Origin of the sequence: Paenibacillus allorhizosphaerae (assembly GCF_042659105.1) — a bacterium.
GTDB classification, from domain to species: Bacteria; Bacillota; Bacilli; order Paenibacillales; family NBRC-103111; genus Paenibacillus_G; species Paenibacillus_G allorhizosphaerae.
Genome location: NZ_JBHSRV010000002.1, coordinates 259,352 through 277,146 on the forward strand (window position 1 = coordinate 259,352; position 17,795 = coordinate 277,146).

General features: G+C 51.8%; 14 protein-coding genes and 1 other annotated feature. Of the genes, 13 read left to right on the top strand and 1 reads right to left on the bottom strand.

Translation table 11 applies throughout. The features are described 5' to 3' along the window. Nucleotides 1-114: 114 nt before the first annotated feature. The 12 genes from ACFQI7_RS09770 to ACFQI7_RS09825 all read left to right on the top strand — a co-directional run bounded on the left by ACFQI7_RS09770 (nt 115) and on the right by ACFQI7_RS09825 (nt 15,403). The gene (locus ACFQI7_RS09770) at nt 115-2,829 is read left to right on the top strand and encodes an alpha-mannosidase (protein WP_218099574.1); all 2,715 of its coding nucleotides are present in this window, start codon (nt 115-117) and stop codon (nt 2,827-2,829) included. A 282-nt stretch (nt 2,830-3,111) separates the two neighbouring features. Continuing rightward, a complete protein-coding gene (locus tag ACFQI7_RS09775) occupies nt 3,112-3,654 on the top strand; it encodes a TetR/AcrR family transcriptional regulator (RefSeq protein WP_218099575.1) in 543 nt (180 codons plus the stop codon). A 260-nt stretch (nt 3,655-3,914) separates the two neighbouring features. Then, nucleotides 3,915-5,507 carry a methyl-accepting chemotaxis protein gene (locus tag ACFQI7_RS09780; protein WP_218099576.1) on the top strand — a complete coding sequence of 531 codons (1,593 nt, stop codon included), beginning with the start codon at nt 3,915-3,917 and terminating at the stop codon, nt 5,505-5,507. Between the two features lie 18 nt (nt 5,508-5,525). Beyond that, nucleotides 5,526-5,960 (top strand): chemotaxis protein CheW, encoded by a 435-nt coding sequence (locus ACFQI7_RS09785; protein WP_218099577.1) that lies wholly within the window; start codon nt 5,526-5,528, stop codon nt 5,958-5,960. A 5-nt stretch (nt 5,961-5,965) separates the two neighbouring features. Further along, nucleotides 5,966-7,996, top strand: coding sequence for a chemotaxis protein CheA (locus ACFQI7_RS09790; protein WP_218099578.1), 2,031 nt, complete (start codon nt 5,966-5,968; stop codon nt 7,994-7,996). A gap of 197 nt (nt 7,997-8,193) precedes the next feature. After that, the gene (locus tag ACFQI7_RS09795) at nt 8,194-9,513 is read left to right on the top strand and encodes an ABC transporter substrate-binding protein (RefSeq protein WP_218099579.1); all 1,320 of its coding nucleotides are present in this window, start codon (nt 8,194-8,196) and stop codon (nt 9,511-9,513) included. Between the two features lie 140 nt (nt 9,514-9,653). Beyond that, nucleotides 9,654-11,273: a plastocyanin/azurin family copper-binding protein gene (locus tag ACFQI7_RS09800; RefSeq protein ID WP_218099580.1), complete on the top strand. Its 1,620-nt coding sequence runs from the start codon at nt 9,654-9,656 to the stop codon at nt 11,271-11,273. Between the two features lie 198 nt (nt 11,274-11,471). Beyond that, nucleotides 11,472-12,047, top strand: coding sequence for a sigma-70 family RNA polymerase sigma factor (locus tag ACFQI7_RS09805; protein ID WP_218099581.1), 576 nt, complete (start codon nt 11,472-11,474; stop codon nt 12,045-12,047). Then, nucleotides 12,044-12,946, top strand: coding sequence for an anti-sigma factor (locus tag ACFQI7_RS09810; RefSeq protein WP_218099582.1), 903 nt, complete (start codon nt 12,044-12,046; stop codon nt 12,944-12,946). Before ACFQI7_RS09805 ends, ACFQI7_RS09810 begins: the two co-directional genes overlap by 4 nt. Before the next feature lie 368 nt (nt 12,947-13,314). Further along, complete coding sequence (locus ACFQI7_RS09815; RefSeq protein ID WP_218099583.1) at nt 13,315-13,482, top strand: hypothetical protein; 168 nt, start codon at nt 13,315-13,317, stop codon at nt 13,480-13,482. A gap of 44 nt (nt 13,483-13,526) precedes the next feature. Beyond that, complete coding sequence (locus ACFQI7_RS09820) at nt 13,527-14,042, top strand: nucleoside deaminase (RefSeq protein ID WP_218099584.1); 516 nt, start codon at nt 13,527-13,529, stop codon at nt 14,040-14,042. Between the two features lie 29 nt (nt 14,043-14,071). Beyond that, entirely contained in the window at nt 14,072-15,403 is a 1,332-nt protein-coding gene (locus tag ACFQI7_RS09825) for a 5'-deoxyadenosine deaminase (RefSeq protein ID WP_218099585.1), read from the top strand. Here ACFQI7_RS09825 and ACFQI7_RS09830 read toward each other — a convergent pair. Then, nucleotides 15,400-16,731: a S8 family peptidase gene (locus ACFQI7_RS09830; protein ID WP_218099586.1), complete on the bottom strand. Its 1,332-nt coding sequence runs from the start codon at nt 16,729-16,731 to the stop codon at nt 15,400-15,402. The two genes, ACFQI7_RS09825 and ACFQI7_RS09830, sit on opposite strands and share 4 nt — an antisense overlap. Nucleotides 16,732-16,922: 191 nt before the next feature. On the opposite strand from ACFQI7_RS09830, the gene ACFQI7_RS09835 reads away from it, so the two are divergent. Next, on the top strand, nt 16,923-17,270 hold the full coding sequence (locus tag ACFQI7_RS09835; protein ID WP_218099587.1) for a hypothetical protein: 348 nt from the start codon (nt 16,923-16,925) through the stop codon (nt 17,268-17,270). A gap of 163 nt (nt 17,271-17,433) precedes the next feature. Further along, nucleotides 17,434-17,697: a binding site (T-box leader), on the top strand. Nucleotides 17,698-17,795 lie beyond the last annotated feature (98 nt).

The following is a 17,795-nucleotide window of genomic DNA, read 5'->3' on the forward strand; positions in this document are numbered from 1 at the left end:
GTTTCTCCTTGTATTTTAATTTATAACAAATATACAACCAAATGTCGCATTCGTAAAGTGACCCAGCCGAAATAAAGAAACAAAGATACAACTTTGACAAAAGGAGTGGAATTCATGACAGTACAAAAGACAGCCCATGTCATATCGCATTCGCACTGGGATCGGGAATGGTATTTGCCATTCGAGAAGCATCGCGTACGGCTGGTCGAATTGATGGATGCATTGATTGAGTTGTTGGAGAACGATCCGGAGTTTCGAAGCTTCCATCTCGACGGGCAGACGATCGTGTTGGAAGATTATTTGCAAATCCGACCTGACAAGCAAGAGATCGTTACGCGGATGGTTCGCGAGGGCAAGCTTCATATCGGCCCGTGGTACATATTGCAGGATGAATTTTTGACCAGCAGCGAGGCGAATATACGCAACCTGCTCATCGGCCATTCCGACGCCCGCAAATTCGGCGCAATTAGCAAATTGGGGTATTTCCCCGATTCGTTCGGCAATATGGGGCAAGCCCCGCAAATCTTATTGCAAGCAGGCATCGATACGGCGGTATTCGGCAGAGGGGTAAAACCCGTCGGTTTGAATAATGAGGCGAAGGGGGACTACGAATCCGCGTTCTCGGAAATGAACTGGCAAGCTCCCGACGGTTCCGCCGTCCTCGGCATTTTGTTCGCCAATTGGTATAACAACGGCATGGAAATCCCGGTCACTCCGGATGAGTCAGCGGCTTATTGGGCGCGGAAAATGGCGGATGCGGAGAAGTATGCTTCATCGCCGCATCTTCTATTCATGAACGGCTGCGATCACCAGCCAGTCCAGACGAATTTATCGGAAGCGCTTCGCACGGCGAGAAGCTTATACCCGGATGTGCGGTTCGTTCATTCCAATTTCGACGATTACGTTGCGCAAGTGAAGGCGGCCTTGCCTTCCAATCTTTCGACCATTCGCGGAGAATTAAGGAGCCAGCGGACGAACGGTTGGTGGACGCTGGTCAATACCGCCTCTGCACGGGTGTATTTGAAGCAGGCGAATCAGCGGGTCCAGACGCAATTGGAGAAAGTAGCCGAGCCTTTAGCCGTATTCGCGATGTTGACAGGTCATGCGTATCCCGAGCATTTGCTTGCTTATGCGTGGAAAACATTGATGCAAAATCATCCGCACGACAGCATTTGCGGCTGCAGCGTGGATGAAGTGCACCGCGAAATGATGACGAGATTCGATAAAAGCCATCAAGTCGCCGAGCAGGTCGCCGCCGATAGTTTGCAAGCTATCGTCTCGCATATCGACACTCAAGCGGTATTTGATCCATCGTCTCTTCCTTTCACTGTATTTAATACGTCGGGTAGGGCCCGCACCGGGGTCGTCAGTATTGTACTCGAAGTCAAACGGCTTCCGTTTGCCGGAGGGAAGCGAAAACAAGTCATCGGCGAGTTGAAGGAACTGTCTCTGGATGGCTTTGTCGTAAAGGATGCAAGCGGCAACAAGCGTGACGCCGAGGTAGAAGATTTAGGCGTGACGTTCGGATACGAGCTGCCGAAGGACCGGTTTCGTCAGCCGTATATGGCGCGTTCCGTTCGCGTTAACTTTCTGGCGCAATGCGTGCCGGGGTTAGGTTACCGGACATTCGCCTTATGCCGGGACGATTCCGTAAGCGCCGCACCGGATCGACCGCTTCCGCCGGCAGAAGGGCGGAGGATGGAAAACGAATATTTGACGGTTACGATCGCGGATGACGGGACGTACGGGATTGCCGATAAACGAAATGGCGGCGATTTTACCGGCCTTGGCACATACGAGAATGTAGGCGACGTGGGCAACGAATATATATTTCGGGCGCCAGACGGCGACGTCCCGCTGACGACGCGCGGGATGCCCGCCGACATTCGCGTCGAGGAGCATACGTCGTTCCGCACCGTGATCGCGATAGTTCATCGCTGGGACATTCCCGCAAGCGGCGATGACACGCTGGCGCGGGAAATCGCCGAATTCGTGCCGTTTCTGGAGCGGAAGGCGCAGCGTAGCGAGCGGACCGTACCGCTTACGATCACGACGCGTCTCACCTTGGAGCAGGGCGTCCCGCAGCTTAAGGTGCAAACGAGCTTGAGGAACGAGGCCAAGGACCACCGGCTGCGGGTGCTGTTTCCGACGCAAGTTCATTCGCCCGTTCATTATGCGGATTCCGTCTTTGAAGCGGCGGAGCGGGAGACGAACCCGGCGCCGACATGGGCGAATCCGAGCAACTGCCAGCATATGCAAACGTTCGTCAACGTAAGAGACGAAGTCCGCGGACTTACCGTCAGTACGCTTGGGCTGAACGAGTACGAAATATTACGCGACGGCCAGGGGACGATTGCCGTTACTTTACTGCGAGCGGTTCGCGAGCTGGGTGATTGGGGAGTGTTCCACACACCGGAGGCGCAATGCCTTGGTGAACATACATTCGAATATGTGTTAATTCCTCACGGCACGGGCCAAGACATTGAACAATCGTACGCAGCCGCCTATCAAGCACAAATACCGTGGACGGCGGTGCAAGGGTCGGTGCAACCCGGAAGCTTGCCGGCCGAGCACGAGTTCATTCGCTGGTCAGGCGATGGGCTTGCGTTATCCGCCGTCAAGCGGAACGGGTCATCGGAAGACGTGACGATGCGTTGGTTTAACATGACGAAGCGACCTGCGCAGCTGCGGGTGGAGCAGGTGCACGGAGCAGGCGGAGCATTGTACCGAAGCAACGTCTTGGAAGAGGAAGGAAGCGGTATCGGACACGGCGAGTGGATCGCGATACGTCCGGCGGAGATCGTAACCATCGGAGGAAAACGGCCGTAACGCCACCGCTACGAAAGGAAAGTAAAAAAACGACGATCAGTGTTCGGGAATCTTTCGGATGCTCAGAAAGACCGCATATGCGGGATGAATTCCTACGAACGGCCCACGCAGCAGCGGAGGGCTGTTTTTGCGTTCTCGTCAAAAGCGTAAGACGATATACCTAAAATTATGGTGCTTAAGACATTAATTATTCTTTACATATGACAATCTGTCATGTTAGAATGATGCTGAAATATATCGAATAATGTCGAATGATGGTGTAAATCGGAAGGCGGCAGCTCTATGGATCGGCGCAATCAAATATTGGACACCGCAACGTATCTTTTTACACAGTTCGGTTATGAGCAAATCAGCATCCAGGACATTAATCGAGCGTGCGGCATCGCCAGAGGAACATTCTATTTGTATTTTAATAATAAAGACGATCTGCTGAATCAAATTCTTTCGAGGACGTTAACGGAAGTATTGAATGAGATCGTCAACCAAATGGACCCCCTTGTGGCCATGCCCGATCTCGATCGTGAAATCGCTTTCATTGCCGAGGCTGCATTTTCATATTTTAAAGAAAAGACGGAGCTGTTGAAGCTTGTCGCACGATCCCGCGAATTCAACATACCCGTCCTTGAAAACGACGAGCTGCTCCGCTTTTTTACGGCAAGATATGCACCTTATCTCCGTTTTCGCGGATTGGCGGATTCGGAAATAGAATCTTATATTACGATAAAATTATTAAGCATTTACAACCTCGTTGCGTTTGTCGTCATTAAGCATCCGGAAAAAACGGAACAGTATTTGAAGCTGTTGAAGATGGCACCGATCTCCTGAAGCAGGCGATGGCCTACTGACTGAAGGCCATAGGCTAGTTGTCCAGCGCCACGGAGAAATATATAGATGCTGAACTGTCCTTAAGATGGTTTGTGGCACAGTTTCATTTTACAAAGGGGGTAAGAAACAGCCGAGAGATTTTTTGCAGGGGCGTTTTCCTTGGATTCAGAGAAATTGCTCGAAGGCTACAAACAAGGTGTGAACAAACGGCAGCACTTTTTATGAATTTGTATTATAAAATCCAAGGGAGGATTATCAAGATGAAATGGTTCTTGAACTTGAAAACTTCTGCTAAATTGATCTCCGCTTTCTTACTCATTTCGCTCCTATTGGCGGGAGTCGGGATTTATGCACTGCAGAACATGGGTGACCTAAACAGCAACTCAAAAGAAATGTATAATAATAACCTCATCTCCGTCAGAGACTTGTCGGCCGTTCAAATCAACTATGAAAAACTGAAAGTGCGGCTGCGGGACATTGCAATCGCTCCTACCAAAGAAGACAAGGATGCGATTGCCAAACAAATTCCCGGTTTGCGGCAAGACATGACGGACAAGATGAATACTTACCGTAATACGACCATTACGAAAGAGGAGCAGGAGCTTCTAAAAGTTTACGATGCGGAATGGCCTGCGTATCAGAAACTTTTTGACACGGCCGTACAGCTTGCTTACGCATATCAAAGTAACCAAATCGAGTTTGTCAAGTTCGAGGAAGGCCCGTTGACCGAAACGGAGAACAAATACAGAGACAGCCTCGTGAAGCTGATTCAGATTAACGTAAAGCTTGCGGGCGAACAAAATGAACACTCTTTCAATACATATAAAGAGGCTCGCTCGACGACCATTACCATCGTTATCATCGCAGTCTTGTTCAGCATTATTCTCGGCTATGCGATTGCGCAATCGATTGCTCGTCCGCTCGGTAAAATGGTTGCCGTCGTGGCCAAAGTGGCGGAAGGCGACTTGCGGGAGAAATCGGATATCGATACGAAAGATGAAGTCGGCGTTCTTTCCCAATCGATTAACCAAATGGTTGACCAGCTGCGGGTCGTGGTCGGCGATATCGCCGAATCGTCCCAAAGCGTAGCTGCAGCCTCCGAACAAATATCTGCCAGCACGGAGGAGATTGCGAGCGGCAGCACAAGTCAGGCGCAATCGGCTTCCATGATTGCCGAGCTATTCAAGGAACTGTCCGTTGCCATCAATACGGTTGCCGAAAGCGCAGAAGAGGCGGCGGAGCTTGCGAACGATACGATGAAAACCGCCAGTCAAGGCGATAAAGTCGTCAAAGCATCGATCGAAGCAATGCAAGGCGTGAATCAGACAATGTCCCGCCTGGAGGAAGATTCCAACAAGATCGGCGACATTATCGAGGTGATTGACGATATTGCCGAGCAGACGAACTTGCTGGCGTTAAATGCCGCGATCGAGGCGGCTCGGGCAGGAGAACAGGGCAGAGGGTTTGCCGTCGTTGCCGATGAAGTAAGGAAGCTGGCCGAACGTAGCAGCGAGGCGACAAAAGAAATTACATCCATTATTAAAGTGATGCAGGAGAACACCAAGCAAAGCGTGTCGGCCGTCTTGGAGAGCATGAAGCAATCGACCCAGACCGGGGAGGCGTTCAACGGCATCATTCAAATGGTCAGCAATTCCACCGGCAAAGTGGGCGAAATCGCTGCAGCGTGCGAAGAAGAAACCGCGCAAGCTTCCGAAGTGATGCAATCGGTGGAATCGATCGCCGCAGCGAGCGAAGAGGCGGCAGCGGCATCGGAAGAAACGGCGAACACTTGCCAGTCGCTCGCACAAATGGCGGACAAACTGCAGGCTTCCGTATCGCGGTTCAAAATGTAAGGAGCAGGAGGGATACGCATGCAGGGAACCGGTCTGGAACAATATATCGAATTTGGCATTGGAAACGAGCACTATGCAATTCGCATTCAGGACATACACGAAATTATTAAGTTACAGGATATTACCGAAATCCCTAATGTGCTGCCTTATGTTCGGGGGGTTATCAATCTCCGGGGAAAGATCGTGCCTGTCATCAGTTTAAGGGGCTTATTCCGCCTAGAAGATCAACAATATACCAAACAAACCCGCATTATCGTCGTTCACCAAATGGAGGAGAAGATCGGCATCGTCGTCGATCGCGTGAATAAAGTGACGACCTTCTCGGACATTCAGTCCCCGCCGGAGCGAGTCGGGGGAAATGACGGCCATTTGTTTACGGGGATCGGACTCACGAAAAGCGGACTTGTCGGCATCTTAAAAATGGATGAAGTTTTACTTCACGAACAGGAGTGACGTCCGTGCTATCCGAATACAAAGAGCTTTTTCAGGAGGAGCTTCAAGATCAGCTGCAGCTGATGGACGATGAAATATTAAAGCTGGAGCAGCACGGAGCCTCCGATCAGGTCATACAAAGCCTGTTTCGGGCGGCGCACACGCTCAAGGGCTCCTCTGCGGCCATGGGTTTCGAGGAGATGAAGCAGGTCACGCATGAGATGGAGCATCTGCTCGATCAGGTTCGAAACAAGAAGCTGGGGGTAAGCGGTCCGCTCATCGATCTGCTGTTCAAATCGCTGGATTGTTTGAAGCGGCTGAAGTCCGATTTTGAAGGGCAAGGATACGGGGCGACGGAGATTTCGGGAACGATTCGCGAGCTTCAATCGTTTACCGAGACGCCGGGAAACCAGCCCGAATCGGCAGCGACAGGTCATGGGCCCGCTCTGAATTTGCATATGACGCTGAAGATGGAAGAAGCGCTCGATAAGGGAGCAGCGGTCTATTGGATTCGCGTACAGATCTCGGCGGATTGTTTTATTAAAGGAGCAAGAATGTATGTCATTCATTCCAACCTGAGCGAATGGGGAGAAGTGCTGTTCAGCGACCCCGAGTTGGATGCAGTAGATGAGCAATGTCAAGGACTGCTCCCGATCACATTCTTGTATGCGGGAGGACAAAGTGCGGAAGAACTCCACCGACTCGTTGCAGGATTGACCGATGTTGCCGAAGTACACGTTGATCCTGCATCCGTACAGGCAGAGGGACAGGTGAGTATCGAGCCGGCAATATCGGCGAAGCCTGCTGAACCTAGTTCGGAGAGGTTAGAACCGTCGATTGAACCATCTCGGGAGCATCGGTGGATAGCCAAGACGCAATCCCAGACGATTCGGGTTAGCGTGGAGCGGCTGGAGCATTTGATGAATTTGGTGGGCGAGCTTGTCATTGACCAAACCCGGATTCACCAAGTGAAGCGAATGATCAGCCGCCGTTATTCGGATGAAGCCGTGAGCGAATTGGGGCAAGTCGCAGACCATCTGACCCGGATTATCGGCGATTTGCAGGAAAGCGTAATGAAGGCCCGGATGCTTCCCATCGAGCAGCTGTTCAATCGTTTCCCGCGCATGATCAGGGATCTCTCCCGCGATTTGGGGAAAGAAATCGAAATGGTCATCGAAGGCAAGGATACTGAACTGGACCGGACGTTAATCGAAGAGATTGCCGATCCGCTCATTCATTTGATTCGGAATGCCATAGACCACGGCATCGAGCTTCCGGAAAAAAGGCGGCAGGCGGGAAAAGCCGCCAAGGGAACGCTGCGTATCCGCGCTGCTCACGAGGATAACCAGGTTGTCGTCTACGTCGAGGACGACGGCGCCGGTATCGATCCCGGAAAAATGAAAAAGTCGGCGATCCAAAAAGGAATATTGTCGCAGGCGGAAGCGGAGCAGCTCACCGATCGAGAGGCGATCGGTTTGATATTCCGTCCGGGCTTCTCGACGGCACATACGGTAAGCGATATATCGGGTCGCGGGGTCGGGATGGATATTGTTCGCAGCCACATTGAGAAGCTGAACGGCTTGATCGATATCGAGACGAAGCTTGGCGCCGGGACGCGATTTATTATAAAGCTGCCGCTAACGCTCGCGATTATTACCGGACTGCTCATCCGGCTGCATGAGCAAACCTTCATTATTCCGATGAGCAATATTACGGAAATTATAAGGGTGACGCCAAGTGACATTACGACCGTTCGTGGACAGTCGGTCATTTCGCTGCGCAACCAAGTCATACCGGTCGCCTGGATGCACGATCATTTCCAAATTCCGAGAAAGCATAACGGCAAAAAGCATATTCCGCTAGTGATTGTAGGTTCGGCGGACAAACGGCTTGCTTTGGCCGTGGACGAATTGATCGGAAATCAGGAAGTCGTCATCAAGTCGATGGGCTCCTATGTAGGCAAGATGGACTGCATTGCCGGGGCGACGATATTGGGCAACGGCAAAGTGGCGCTGATCTTGGAAATATCGGGAGTCATATCGAAACTGGGAAAATAGCATTCGTATCTGTTCAGCCGTCCGGCGTCATGTTTCCGGACGGTTTTTTGTCGGTCAAAAAGAAGTGAATATCGTGCAAGAACACATTAGTTTTGTGCATTAATATGCAGTACCTACCTTCATATACTTAAATGAAAGCGCTTTTATAAATGGCACGCTATCTGCATTTTGTTTATCGATGAAAAGGGGGCAAATGCATGGGGGGACAATGGTACAAGAAAATGGTTTCGATCTCGGTGGGACTAGCCGTATTTGCAAGCGGATGCAGCTCCGGCAAAGAAGCGGCTCCTCCATCCGGCGAACCGCAAAATAAAACAAGCAGCGAGCCGGTGACAATTACGTTTTTTACGGCGCAAAATTCCGTATATGCACAAGAAGGAGGCTTCGAGAACGAGATCGGACAGTACATCAAGAAGAAGTTTCCGAACGTAACGATCAAACATATTCATAAGGCGACCGGGCAAGATTATCCCGATTTGATCGCCGCCGGTACGATACCGGATATCGTTCTCGAGTCCAGCGGCAACATTGTTTCCAGACTGAAAGAGCTTGATTTGGCGGATGACATCGCAGGGCTGATCAAGAAGCATAACTTCGACCTCGGGCGGCTCGACGAAGCGGCTGTCGCTCAAGTCCGGAACGCGAACCCGGATGGACAACTGTATGGCATCCCGTTTACGCTCAGCAACATCATTATGTTCTACAACAAAGATTTATTTGACAAATTCGGCGTTCCGTATCCGAAAGACGGCATGCAGTGGGACGAAGTATATGATTTGGCCAAAACATTAACCCGAACGGTCGACGGCATAGCGTACAAAGGATTTTCGGCTCATCCGGGCGTCATGATGGGGTACAACCAGCTTTCGCTGACACCGCTCGATTTGAAAGAAAACAAAGCGGCGGTCAATACGAATGCTTGGAAAACGCTCGTTGAAAACTTCAAACGGTTTTACGAGATTCCCGGCAATGAGTATACGAACATCGACGATTTTCCGAAAGGGCAGACGGCGATCGCCGTTCATGTCGCGGAGAAAGTAACGAGTTGGTACAACGCCAACAAAGATTTGAAGTTCGACATCGCCTCGCCGCCTTCGTTCAAAGAAGTTCCGAACACCGGGATGCAGCCCAATACGTATTCGCTATTCGTGACGAAAAATTCCAAATATAAAGATCAGTCGTTCCAGATCATTCAGTATCTTCTCTCGGACGAGGTGCAGTCGGAGCTGTCCAAGCAAGGCATCGTGTCACCGCTTAAAAGCAAAGCCGTTCGCGATTTGTATGGGAAAGACTTGCCTCAGTTGAACGGGAAAAACACCGGGGCGGTCTACTTCAGCAAAAATGCGCAGCCCCCGGCACCGAGAGCTCCCGGACTTGTGTATTACAGCGTCAATACGAGCAAAATATTCGACAACATGTTCAAAAGCGGCATGGACTTGAACACTTCGCTTCGTTCGGTGGAAGAAGAAGCAAATCAAGCGATTCAGCAGCTGGTCATCCAGAAGGGCGGAAAGTAAGCGGCGCATTTGGCATTCGTCATTCGGCCGCCGAAAATTATTTTGCCAACTCGTCAAACCGATCACCTCGTATCCTCGTTTACTTCGTTGTATGCTGTTTCAACAGTAAACCGAATATATGATGGGGAGGATTCGACGCGATGAAGAAACGAAATAAAAAGTTGGCGGTCATGCTGCTGGCCGGTGCAATGATGCTGTCGTCGGGTGTGCAGGTTTTTGCCGCCGATACGCCTGCGCCGGTTAACGTGAAGACGGATGCGCAGGTAGCGGCCGAGCTCGGGGTGCTGCAAGGGGACGGAAGCGGGGTGACCCCGGGCTACTTGGCCAAAACGACGACGCGCATCCAGGCGGCGATATTGTTTTTGCGTTTGAAGGGACTGGAACAAACGGCGCTTGCCTTTAAGGGCATGGACAATTTTGCCGACGCCGGTACGGTCGGGGACAGCAACAAAGCCACTATGTCCTATTTGAAGGCGAATCCGAATTTGGGTTGGACCGGAACGGGGGAAGGCAAATTCGATCCGCTCTCCGGCGTAACCGCACAGCAATATTATAAAGTACTGCTGGAGACGTTAGGATACAAGCAGGATACCGACTTTACTTACAACGATGTGATTACATACGCGAAAAGCCGGGGACTCTACCAGATTTCCACTGCAGGGGCATTAAGAAACGGCCATATCGCGACGGCGACGGTGGAAGCGTTGAAAGCGAAAATAAAAGGCGGAAGCAAGACGCTGGCGGAGACGCTGGCCGAGCAGAAAGTCATCGACGCGGGCAAAGCGGCGCTGGCTGCATACGCCCGCATCAATATTGCGAAAGACGCTACGCTCGGTTCGTACTTAGTCGATGAAACAGGAAAGACGCTGTACTTTTTTACGAAAGACCGCATGGATACAAGCACGTGCAAAGACCAGTGCGCCGCCAATTGGCCGATCTATTACGCCGACAACATTCAAGTTTCGGGCGAGCTGAACGGTGCCGATTTCAAAACGATCGTTCGGGAAGACGGCAAAAAACAAACAACCTACAAAGGGATGCCGCTTTATTATTACGTCAAGGACGAGAAAGCGGGAGACGTGAAAGGGCAGGGCGTCAATAATGTATGGTACGTTGTGAACTTCTCGACAGTATCCGTTTCTTCGCAGGAAGATCTCGGCAAGTTTTTGGTCGATTCGAGCGGCAGAACCTTGTATTTGTACACAAAAGACAGCAAGGATAAGAGTGCGTGCTATGGGATGTGCGAAACGAACTGGCCCATTTTTTACTCCGATCATATCGCTTCCGGCGCCGATCTGAAATCCGAAGATTTCGGTACGATTGTCCGTGAAGACGGCACGAAGCAAACGACGTATAAGGGAATGCCGCTGTACTACTTTGTAAAAGATGAAAAAGCCGGAGACGTGAAAGGTCAGGGCGTTAACAACGTATGGTATGTCATCGAACCGTCTTCTTCCGGCAAGCAGGCGGAACAGCCGAAAGCGGCTGCGGGCAAAGCGTACGCGATGGATATCGCCGGATTTGCCTTCGCTCAGCCGGAAATGACGATAGAGGCCGGCTCCAGCATTACATTCACCAACAAAGATGCCGTGAAGCATAACGTCGTATCCGATGCGACGGCGGACGGCAAGCCGCTGTTCGAAACGCCGCTGCTTGGCAAAGGCGAAACGTTCACGCTGACATTCGATAAGCCCGGTGAATATACGTACTTTTGCGCACCGCATAAAAGTATGATGAAAGGCAAAATCATCGTGAAATAACGCTGCACCTGTTCCCGAACTCGTCGCGAGTCCGGCATACCCGGAAGACATTTTTCCGGGTATGCCGGATTTCTTTTTGCGGCCCGCATATTGCAAAACAAGCCGGGATATAGGAAGATCGATATACCGGATCGTGTTTTGTAAATCGCTTACGTTATTCTAAATGGGTCGTTGATCGACGCGGGGAGTGCCTGAATCGTGCAACAATTTTCCGATGAACAATTGATGCGAATGATTATGGAGAAGCAAAGCACGGCGCTCGAGGAAATGTACGATCGCTATGCCAAGCTCGTTTATTCGTTCGCGATGAAAGCAAACAGAGATACGCAATTTGCCAAAGAGGTCGTTCAGCTTGTGTTCACCCGTTTGTGGACGACGACCAAAGGTTACGATCCGCAAAAGGGACAATTCGTCAATTGGCTGCTGACGGTGACGCGGAACATATCGATTGATCAGCTGCGCAAATTGAGAAAACAGGCGGCGGTCGTGCCTTATGAGCCTTCGGCATGGGAACGGCTCCCGGATCACCCGCACGAGCATCCCGAGGAAATCGTCTCCCGCAAATGGCGGAAGCAGCATATCGAGCTAGCATACCGTTATTTGTCGGACAGCCAGGTGCGGTTGATTCAAGCGTTATATTGGGAAGGCTACACGTTAAGCGAAATTGCAGAGCAGAGCGGTGAACCGCTTGGTACGGTGAAAAGCAGACTGCATCAGACTTTGAAAATTTTGCGGAAGCATCTCGGTCCGGCCAGAGGGGAGGGATTCGAATGAACGAGGAGCGCAATCGCTGCGAGCAGCTGATTTCGTTTTTTTTAGGTGAGATGACGGAGGAAGAAGAAAAGGCATTTGAAAGACATATGTCCGAATGTTCCGATTGCCGGGAAGAGCTGATGCAGCTGCAGGAAGCGTGGAGTGTCATTCCTTATTCGATGGATCCACTCGAACCGCAGGCAGAGCTGAAGGTCGAAACGTTGGGAGCCATACTTGATGGATCGGAAGGAAAGCCGGTTGCGACCGAGATACTGCCCGAACATACGGAGCGGCTGAAGTACCAACGGTCCGAGGAGCAGTCTCAGGCTGTGGCACCGTATGAACCGTCACAACAGGCACCTGCGGTTCGGCCCGAACCGTCGGAGGCGCAGCCTGTACCCGCGGTACGGTATGAGCAAGTCGTGAAACGGCCCGAAACCGTATTGGAACGGATCAGACGCCGCTCCCCTCGCTACGCTGCGGCAGCCGTATTATTGGTGTTGCTTCTGGGGTACGCCGGCTGGCTGCAGTTATCACAATGGCAACAGCAGGATCCACGGGCGCAGCCGGATCTGCAGTTGCCTGCCCATGTGCTCGGCGCGTACAATTTGAAGCCGTTCGACCCGGCCATGCCGGCAGCCCGCGGGCAGGCTTGGCTTATGAAGCAGGGCGGCACAATGCAGCTTGTGCTGCAAGCGAGCGGGCTGCCTGAACTGCAAGGGGAGCAGGCCTACCAGGTATGGCTTGTGAAAAACGGCGATCGCGTCAACGGCGGCACGTTCCGGGTCGATGCGCAGGGCAACGGCGTGCTGACGTACAAGATCGATGAAGCCGAGCGATCGTTTGACACGATCGGCATTACGCTGGAACCGGATCCGAAGGGGACGAAGCCGAGAGGGAAAAAGGTGCTCGGCACATAGGATTCGCATCTTTGCAGTGATTTGAAATCCGTCAGCTTAGGCTGGCGGTTTTTTTTGTTGTCTCTGAGGCGAAACAGGGATCAAGTATAGGGAATAAAATTAATCACATAAAGATGTGTCATATTAACGTTATATAAAATAACATAATATAAAATAAAGTAGTTGTAATTTGGCTCTTTATCAAATATCATGTTAATAAAAATAACATGTTACGAGACGGGTCTGGCATCGGATAATCGGGCGCAAAGGAGCGTTCGCGACCGCATGACCGACGGCCTGATCGAACGATTCCGATGCGAGTCGGCTCTCGATTTCGTGGCGGGCGGTTGTAACGGCAAGGCGATGCCGCCGGCGGTTTTGCCTGCAGCATGTTCCCGAGCTTTAAGATGCTGCAAGGGGATGCGGGGGTTCGAGCGCTCTTGTTATCTCCGGCTTACAAAGGGGTTATGGCGGATTGCGAACCGCTCGCGTTTGCCGTTGCCGATGCGCCGGAAGACGTTAAGGACATGATCAAAATGATGAAAAGCATAATATAACATATGATTCAGGCAGAGAAGCAGATCGAGAACGGAGGGGTAAAATGAAGGTGAGTTACGCGGAACAAGATCATGTATCCTACTTGCTCCGCTGCGTTCAAGTATCAAGAGTAGCCAAAAACAGCGGCAATTTCCCGTTCGGTGCCATACTGGTAGACTCGCTGGGCAACGTATTGCTGGAGCAGGGCAATATCGAAATTACGGAAAACGTATGTACCGGGCATGCCGAAACGATGCTGATGGAAGCCGCTTCCCGTGTATTTTCCAAATCGTTCTTATGGAACTGTACTTTGTACACGACAGTGGAGCCGTGCGCGATGTGCGCCGGATCGATTTATTGGGGCAATGTCGGCCGTGTCGTGTACGGCATTTCGGAACAAAGACTCGCTCAGCTGACGGGCGATGATTCGCGTAACTTGACCCTGGACCTTCCTTGCCGCGAGGTATTTGCGAGAGGCCGCAAGCCGATTGAGGTGATGGGGCCTTTTCCTGAGATCGAGGAGGAGACGATTACGGTGCACGAAAACTACTGGAAGCAAGGCAGACTGCATAGTTTATAGCATAAGCGGCTTGCGAGGGGAGACTTCCTATGACAACGGCAACCATTCTTATCAAACATGCCCGCATCGTAACGATGAATGCGAACCGCGACATTGTCGACGGCGATGTGCTGGTGGAGAACGGCCGATTGGCCGCCATCGCTCCCGAATTGAACGTGCAGGCGGAACGCGTCATCGACGCGCGGGGGAAAGTGCTGCTGCCGGGCTTCGTGCAGACGCATATTCATTTGTGTCAAACGCTGTTCCGCGGCCGGGCTGACGATCTGGAGCTGCTCGACTGGCTGCAGCGCCGAATATGGCCGCTTGAAGCCGCACACGACGAGGAATCCGTCTATTATTCCGCGCTGCTTGGCATCGGAGAGCTGCTGCGCAGCGGAACGACGACCATTCTGGATATGGAAACGGTCCATCATTCCGAGTCCGCCTTTCAGGCTATAGCCCGGAGCGGAATTCGCGCCGTTTCGGGAAAAGTGATGATGGATCATGGCGCTAACGTCCCGGCCGGGCTGCTGGAAGATACCGATAGATCGATAGCGGAGAGCGTGCGTCTGATGGAGAAATGGCACGGATATGACGGGGGGCGCGTTCAATACGCGTTTTGCCCTCGTTTCGTCGTATCCTGCACGGAACGGCTGCTCAAGGAAGTGGCTGCGCTCTCCGGCGCGCACAATGTCAAAGTACATACGCACGCATCGGAGAATCGCGGCGAAATCGCCTTGGTCGAACAGGAACGGGGGATGCGCAACGTCGTCTATCTCGACCGGATCGGGCTTGCTACACCCCGGCTTGTGCTCGCCCATTGCGTCTGGCTGGACGAGGAGGAAAAGCGGATTATTCAGGAGCGCGGCGTGAAAGTAACGCACTGTCCCGCGTCCAACCTGAAGTTGTCCTCGGGGATTGCGGAAATCCCGGATCTGCTCTCCCGTCATATTCATGTCGGTCTCGGGGCGGACGGGGCGCCCTGCAATAACAATCTGGATATGTTCCAGGAAATGCGCCTGTCGTCGCTGATTCACAAAGTTCAGCACGGACCGACCGTGATGAAAGCCGAATCGGTGCTGCGCATGGCTACGATCGGGGGAGCGGAGGTGCTTGGCATGGAGCATGAGATCGGCAGCATCGAAGTAGGCAAAAAGGCCGATCTGCAGCTGCTCGACCTGAACGACTATCATACGTTTCCGTCGTACGAAACCGATCTTTTCTCCCGTATCGTCTATTCGGCCACGCGCGGCGAAGTGGACACGGTACTGGTCGACGGCCGCATCGTGATGGAGAACAAACAGGTAACGACGATCGATAAGACCGAAGTGCTCCAGCAATGCGACACAGCTATAAAGCGATTGCTGGAGCGACTGAACTAAACGTTGCGGCGGCTGGCGGCGGCGGAATTCCGGCAAGAGGAGGGCGGCCTCTTCTTTTTTGCATGGGAGCGACCGCATCGCTTTTCCAGAAACCGGACGTCGATTTCGCCACTGCCGGCTGCATTAACGCCAAACTTGAGGCGGAACGCATGTTTTTTCAATATCTTTTTCACTTGAAGAGGTGTAAGGCACGGCTTTTTTTGCAGCAGCTGTGCGGCCGCACCCGAGACGATGGGCGTGGACATGCTCGTCCCGGACAGCGTGAAGTATCCTTTGCCGACCCGCAGCCAAGGCAAGCTGCGATCAAGGAAGGAGCGGGGAGCCCGCAGCGAAATGATCGCTTCGCCGGGCGCGACCAAATCCGGTTTCTTGCCGCCGTTCCTGCTAGGGCCGCGGCTGGAATAGAAAACCATCGTATCGTCGGCTTCCTTGACGGTCCGCCGATCATCTACAGCCCCGACTGTGATCGCCGACGGACTATTGCCTGGGGAATCGATGGTCCGAGGACGCGGCCCTTCGTTACCCGCGGCGACAACGACGACGAGGCCGGCGCGGACTGCTTTTTCCACCGCTTGGCTCAGCGGATCTTCTTTCAAAGAACCGGGTGCCGGACCGCCGAGCGACAACGAAAGAATGCGTAATTTCAGCCGCTTCCGATTCGCGATGCACCATTCGACTCCCTTGATGATTGTAGAGTCGGAGCCGTTACCGAATCTGTTCAATACTTTGACGCCTACGATTCCCGCCTTCGGAGCGGGACCCCGGTATTTCCCTTTACTCATCCATCCGTTTCCTGCCGCATCCCCTGCCACATGGGTTCCATGCCCGTTATCGTCGTAAGGCAATTTCCTGAAGTTGACGAAATCTTTGAAGGCGACAATTCGATTAACGGGACGGGTCAAGTCCGGGTGCGGATACACGCCGGTATCGATAACAGCGACGTTGATCCCTTTGCCGGTAAGCCCTTTTTTTCTTTGAACGGCCGTAGAGCCGATCGAAGGCGTCGCGATATCGAGCGATGCTTTTTTGATTCCGTCCAAGTAAATTTTGCCGATCGATTTCAAGCCGCACATGCACCGCAGACCCTTCATCGTAACCTTGAGCATGACCGCATTGATCAGCGGCAAACGAAGCGGATTCGGCAAAGAGTCAGAGCCTAGACGATTTTGCAAGGAACGCAGACGGGCTGAAGTCATTTTCTTTTGAAACTGAACGATTACCGGAAGGGAAGCTGGCTTACGCTTTAATAAGTGCGACCGCCGAACCTTTTTCCTCAAATGGGGATTCATTTTTACGGCGTACTTATGCAGCCAGGCCTTTCTTTTCATGCGGGCGTCTCACCTCTTTCTCATGCAGTATATGTGCGGTAATGCAAAAGTTGAGGAAGATACGGAAGAACTAAAATCGATAATGCATTCTAGTAAATATGCCTTATTTCATAGTGGTAGGTATCTGACGTTTCAACATGAGAAATGAACGCATTAATTATAACTATCTCACAAGCGAAGGGGTGAAATGAATGGCAATCGTTAAGAAAAAAACAGTAACGAAAAAGCCGGTAAAAAAAATCGGTGTAACGGCTCCTAAGGTGCGGAGACGGAGAATCAGACAGACGTTGGATCGTTTTCATGTCATTGCGGTAAACGCTAACCTGGTTCCAGTTACTACAACCGGCTGGACAGCCGTGTTAACGAGAGGGGATACAACCGAAACAGCAAACTTTGACAGTTTCGGTGTTGCAAGATTTAATAATCTTACTACTTTAACGAACGTATCCTATACCCTAAGAGTTAGGAATGCTGATGGGGTTCAGAGAGCTCAAAGAAGTGTGCCTGCAGACCTTGAAGCTATCGTTATTCAGGTTTGAGATCGTTAAAATAGATATGGAGAAACGTAAGCCGCCTCGTTCTTGAACGGGGTGCTTGCGTTTTTTTTTTTTTTTTTCTACGGAAATATGCTGCTGCGAATGAGATCATCCCTTGACATTTTGCAGAATTTCGTGTAGAACTAAACATAATTGAAAACAGTCCTTAAATTCGTTGACGAGAACGAGTACGCTAATCCCCTTGTTCCCCAGAGAGTTGGCCTTGCGCTGAAAGCCAACGTACAAGACTTATTCGAAAATCCTCTCCGAGAAGGAAAGCTGAAGCAATGAAGTAAGCTGACCCGGGATCCCGCCGTTACAAGGGACGCGTATGATGGTACGTAGTATGAGGTGCCGTAAGTCAGGTCAAAAGCTGTATGATCGCTTGCGGAACAAGGGTGGTATCGCGAGATGGAATCTCGTCCCTTATGGGGCGGGATTTTTTTGCGTTTCGACGAAGTTGTTCGAAACGGTTGTTCGAAGCGATACTGTCCTCTGAACCATCGCCTAATTGGACCGAAGAGAGGG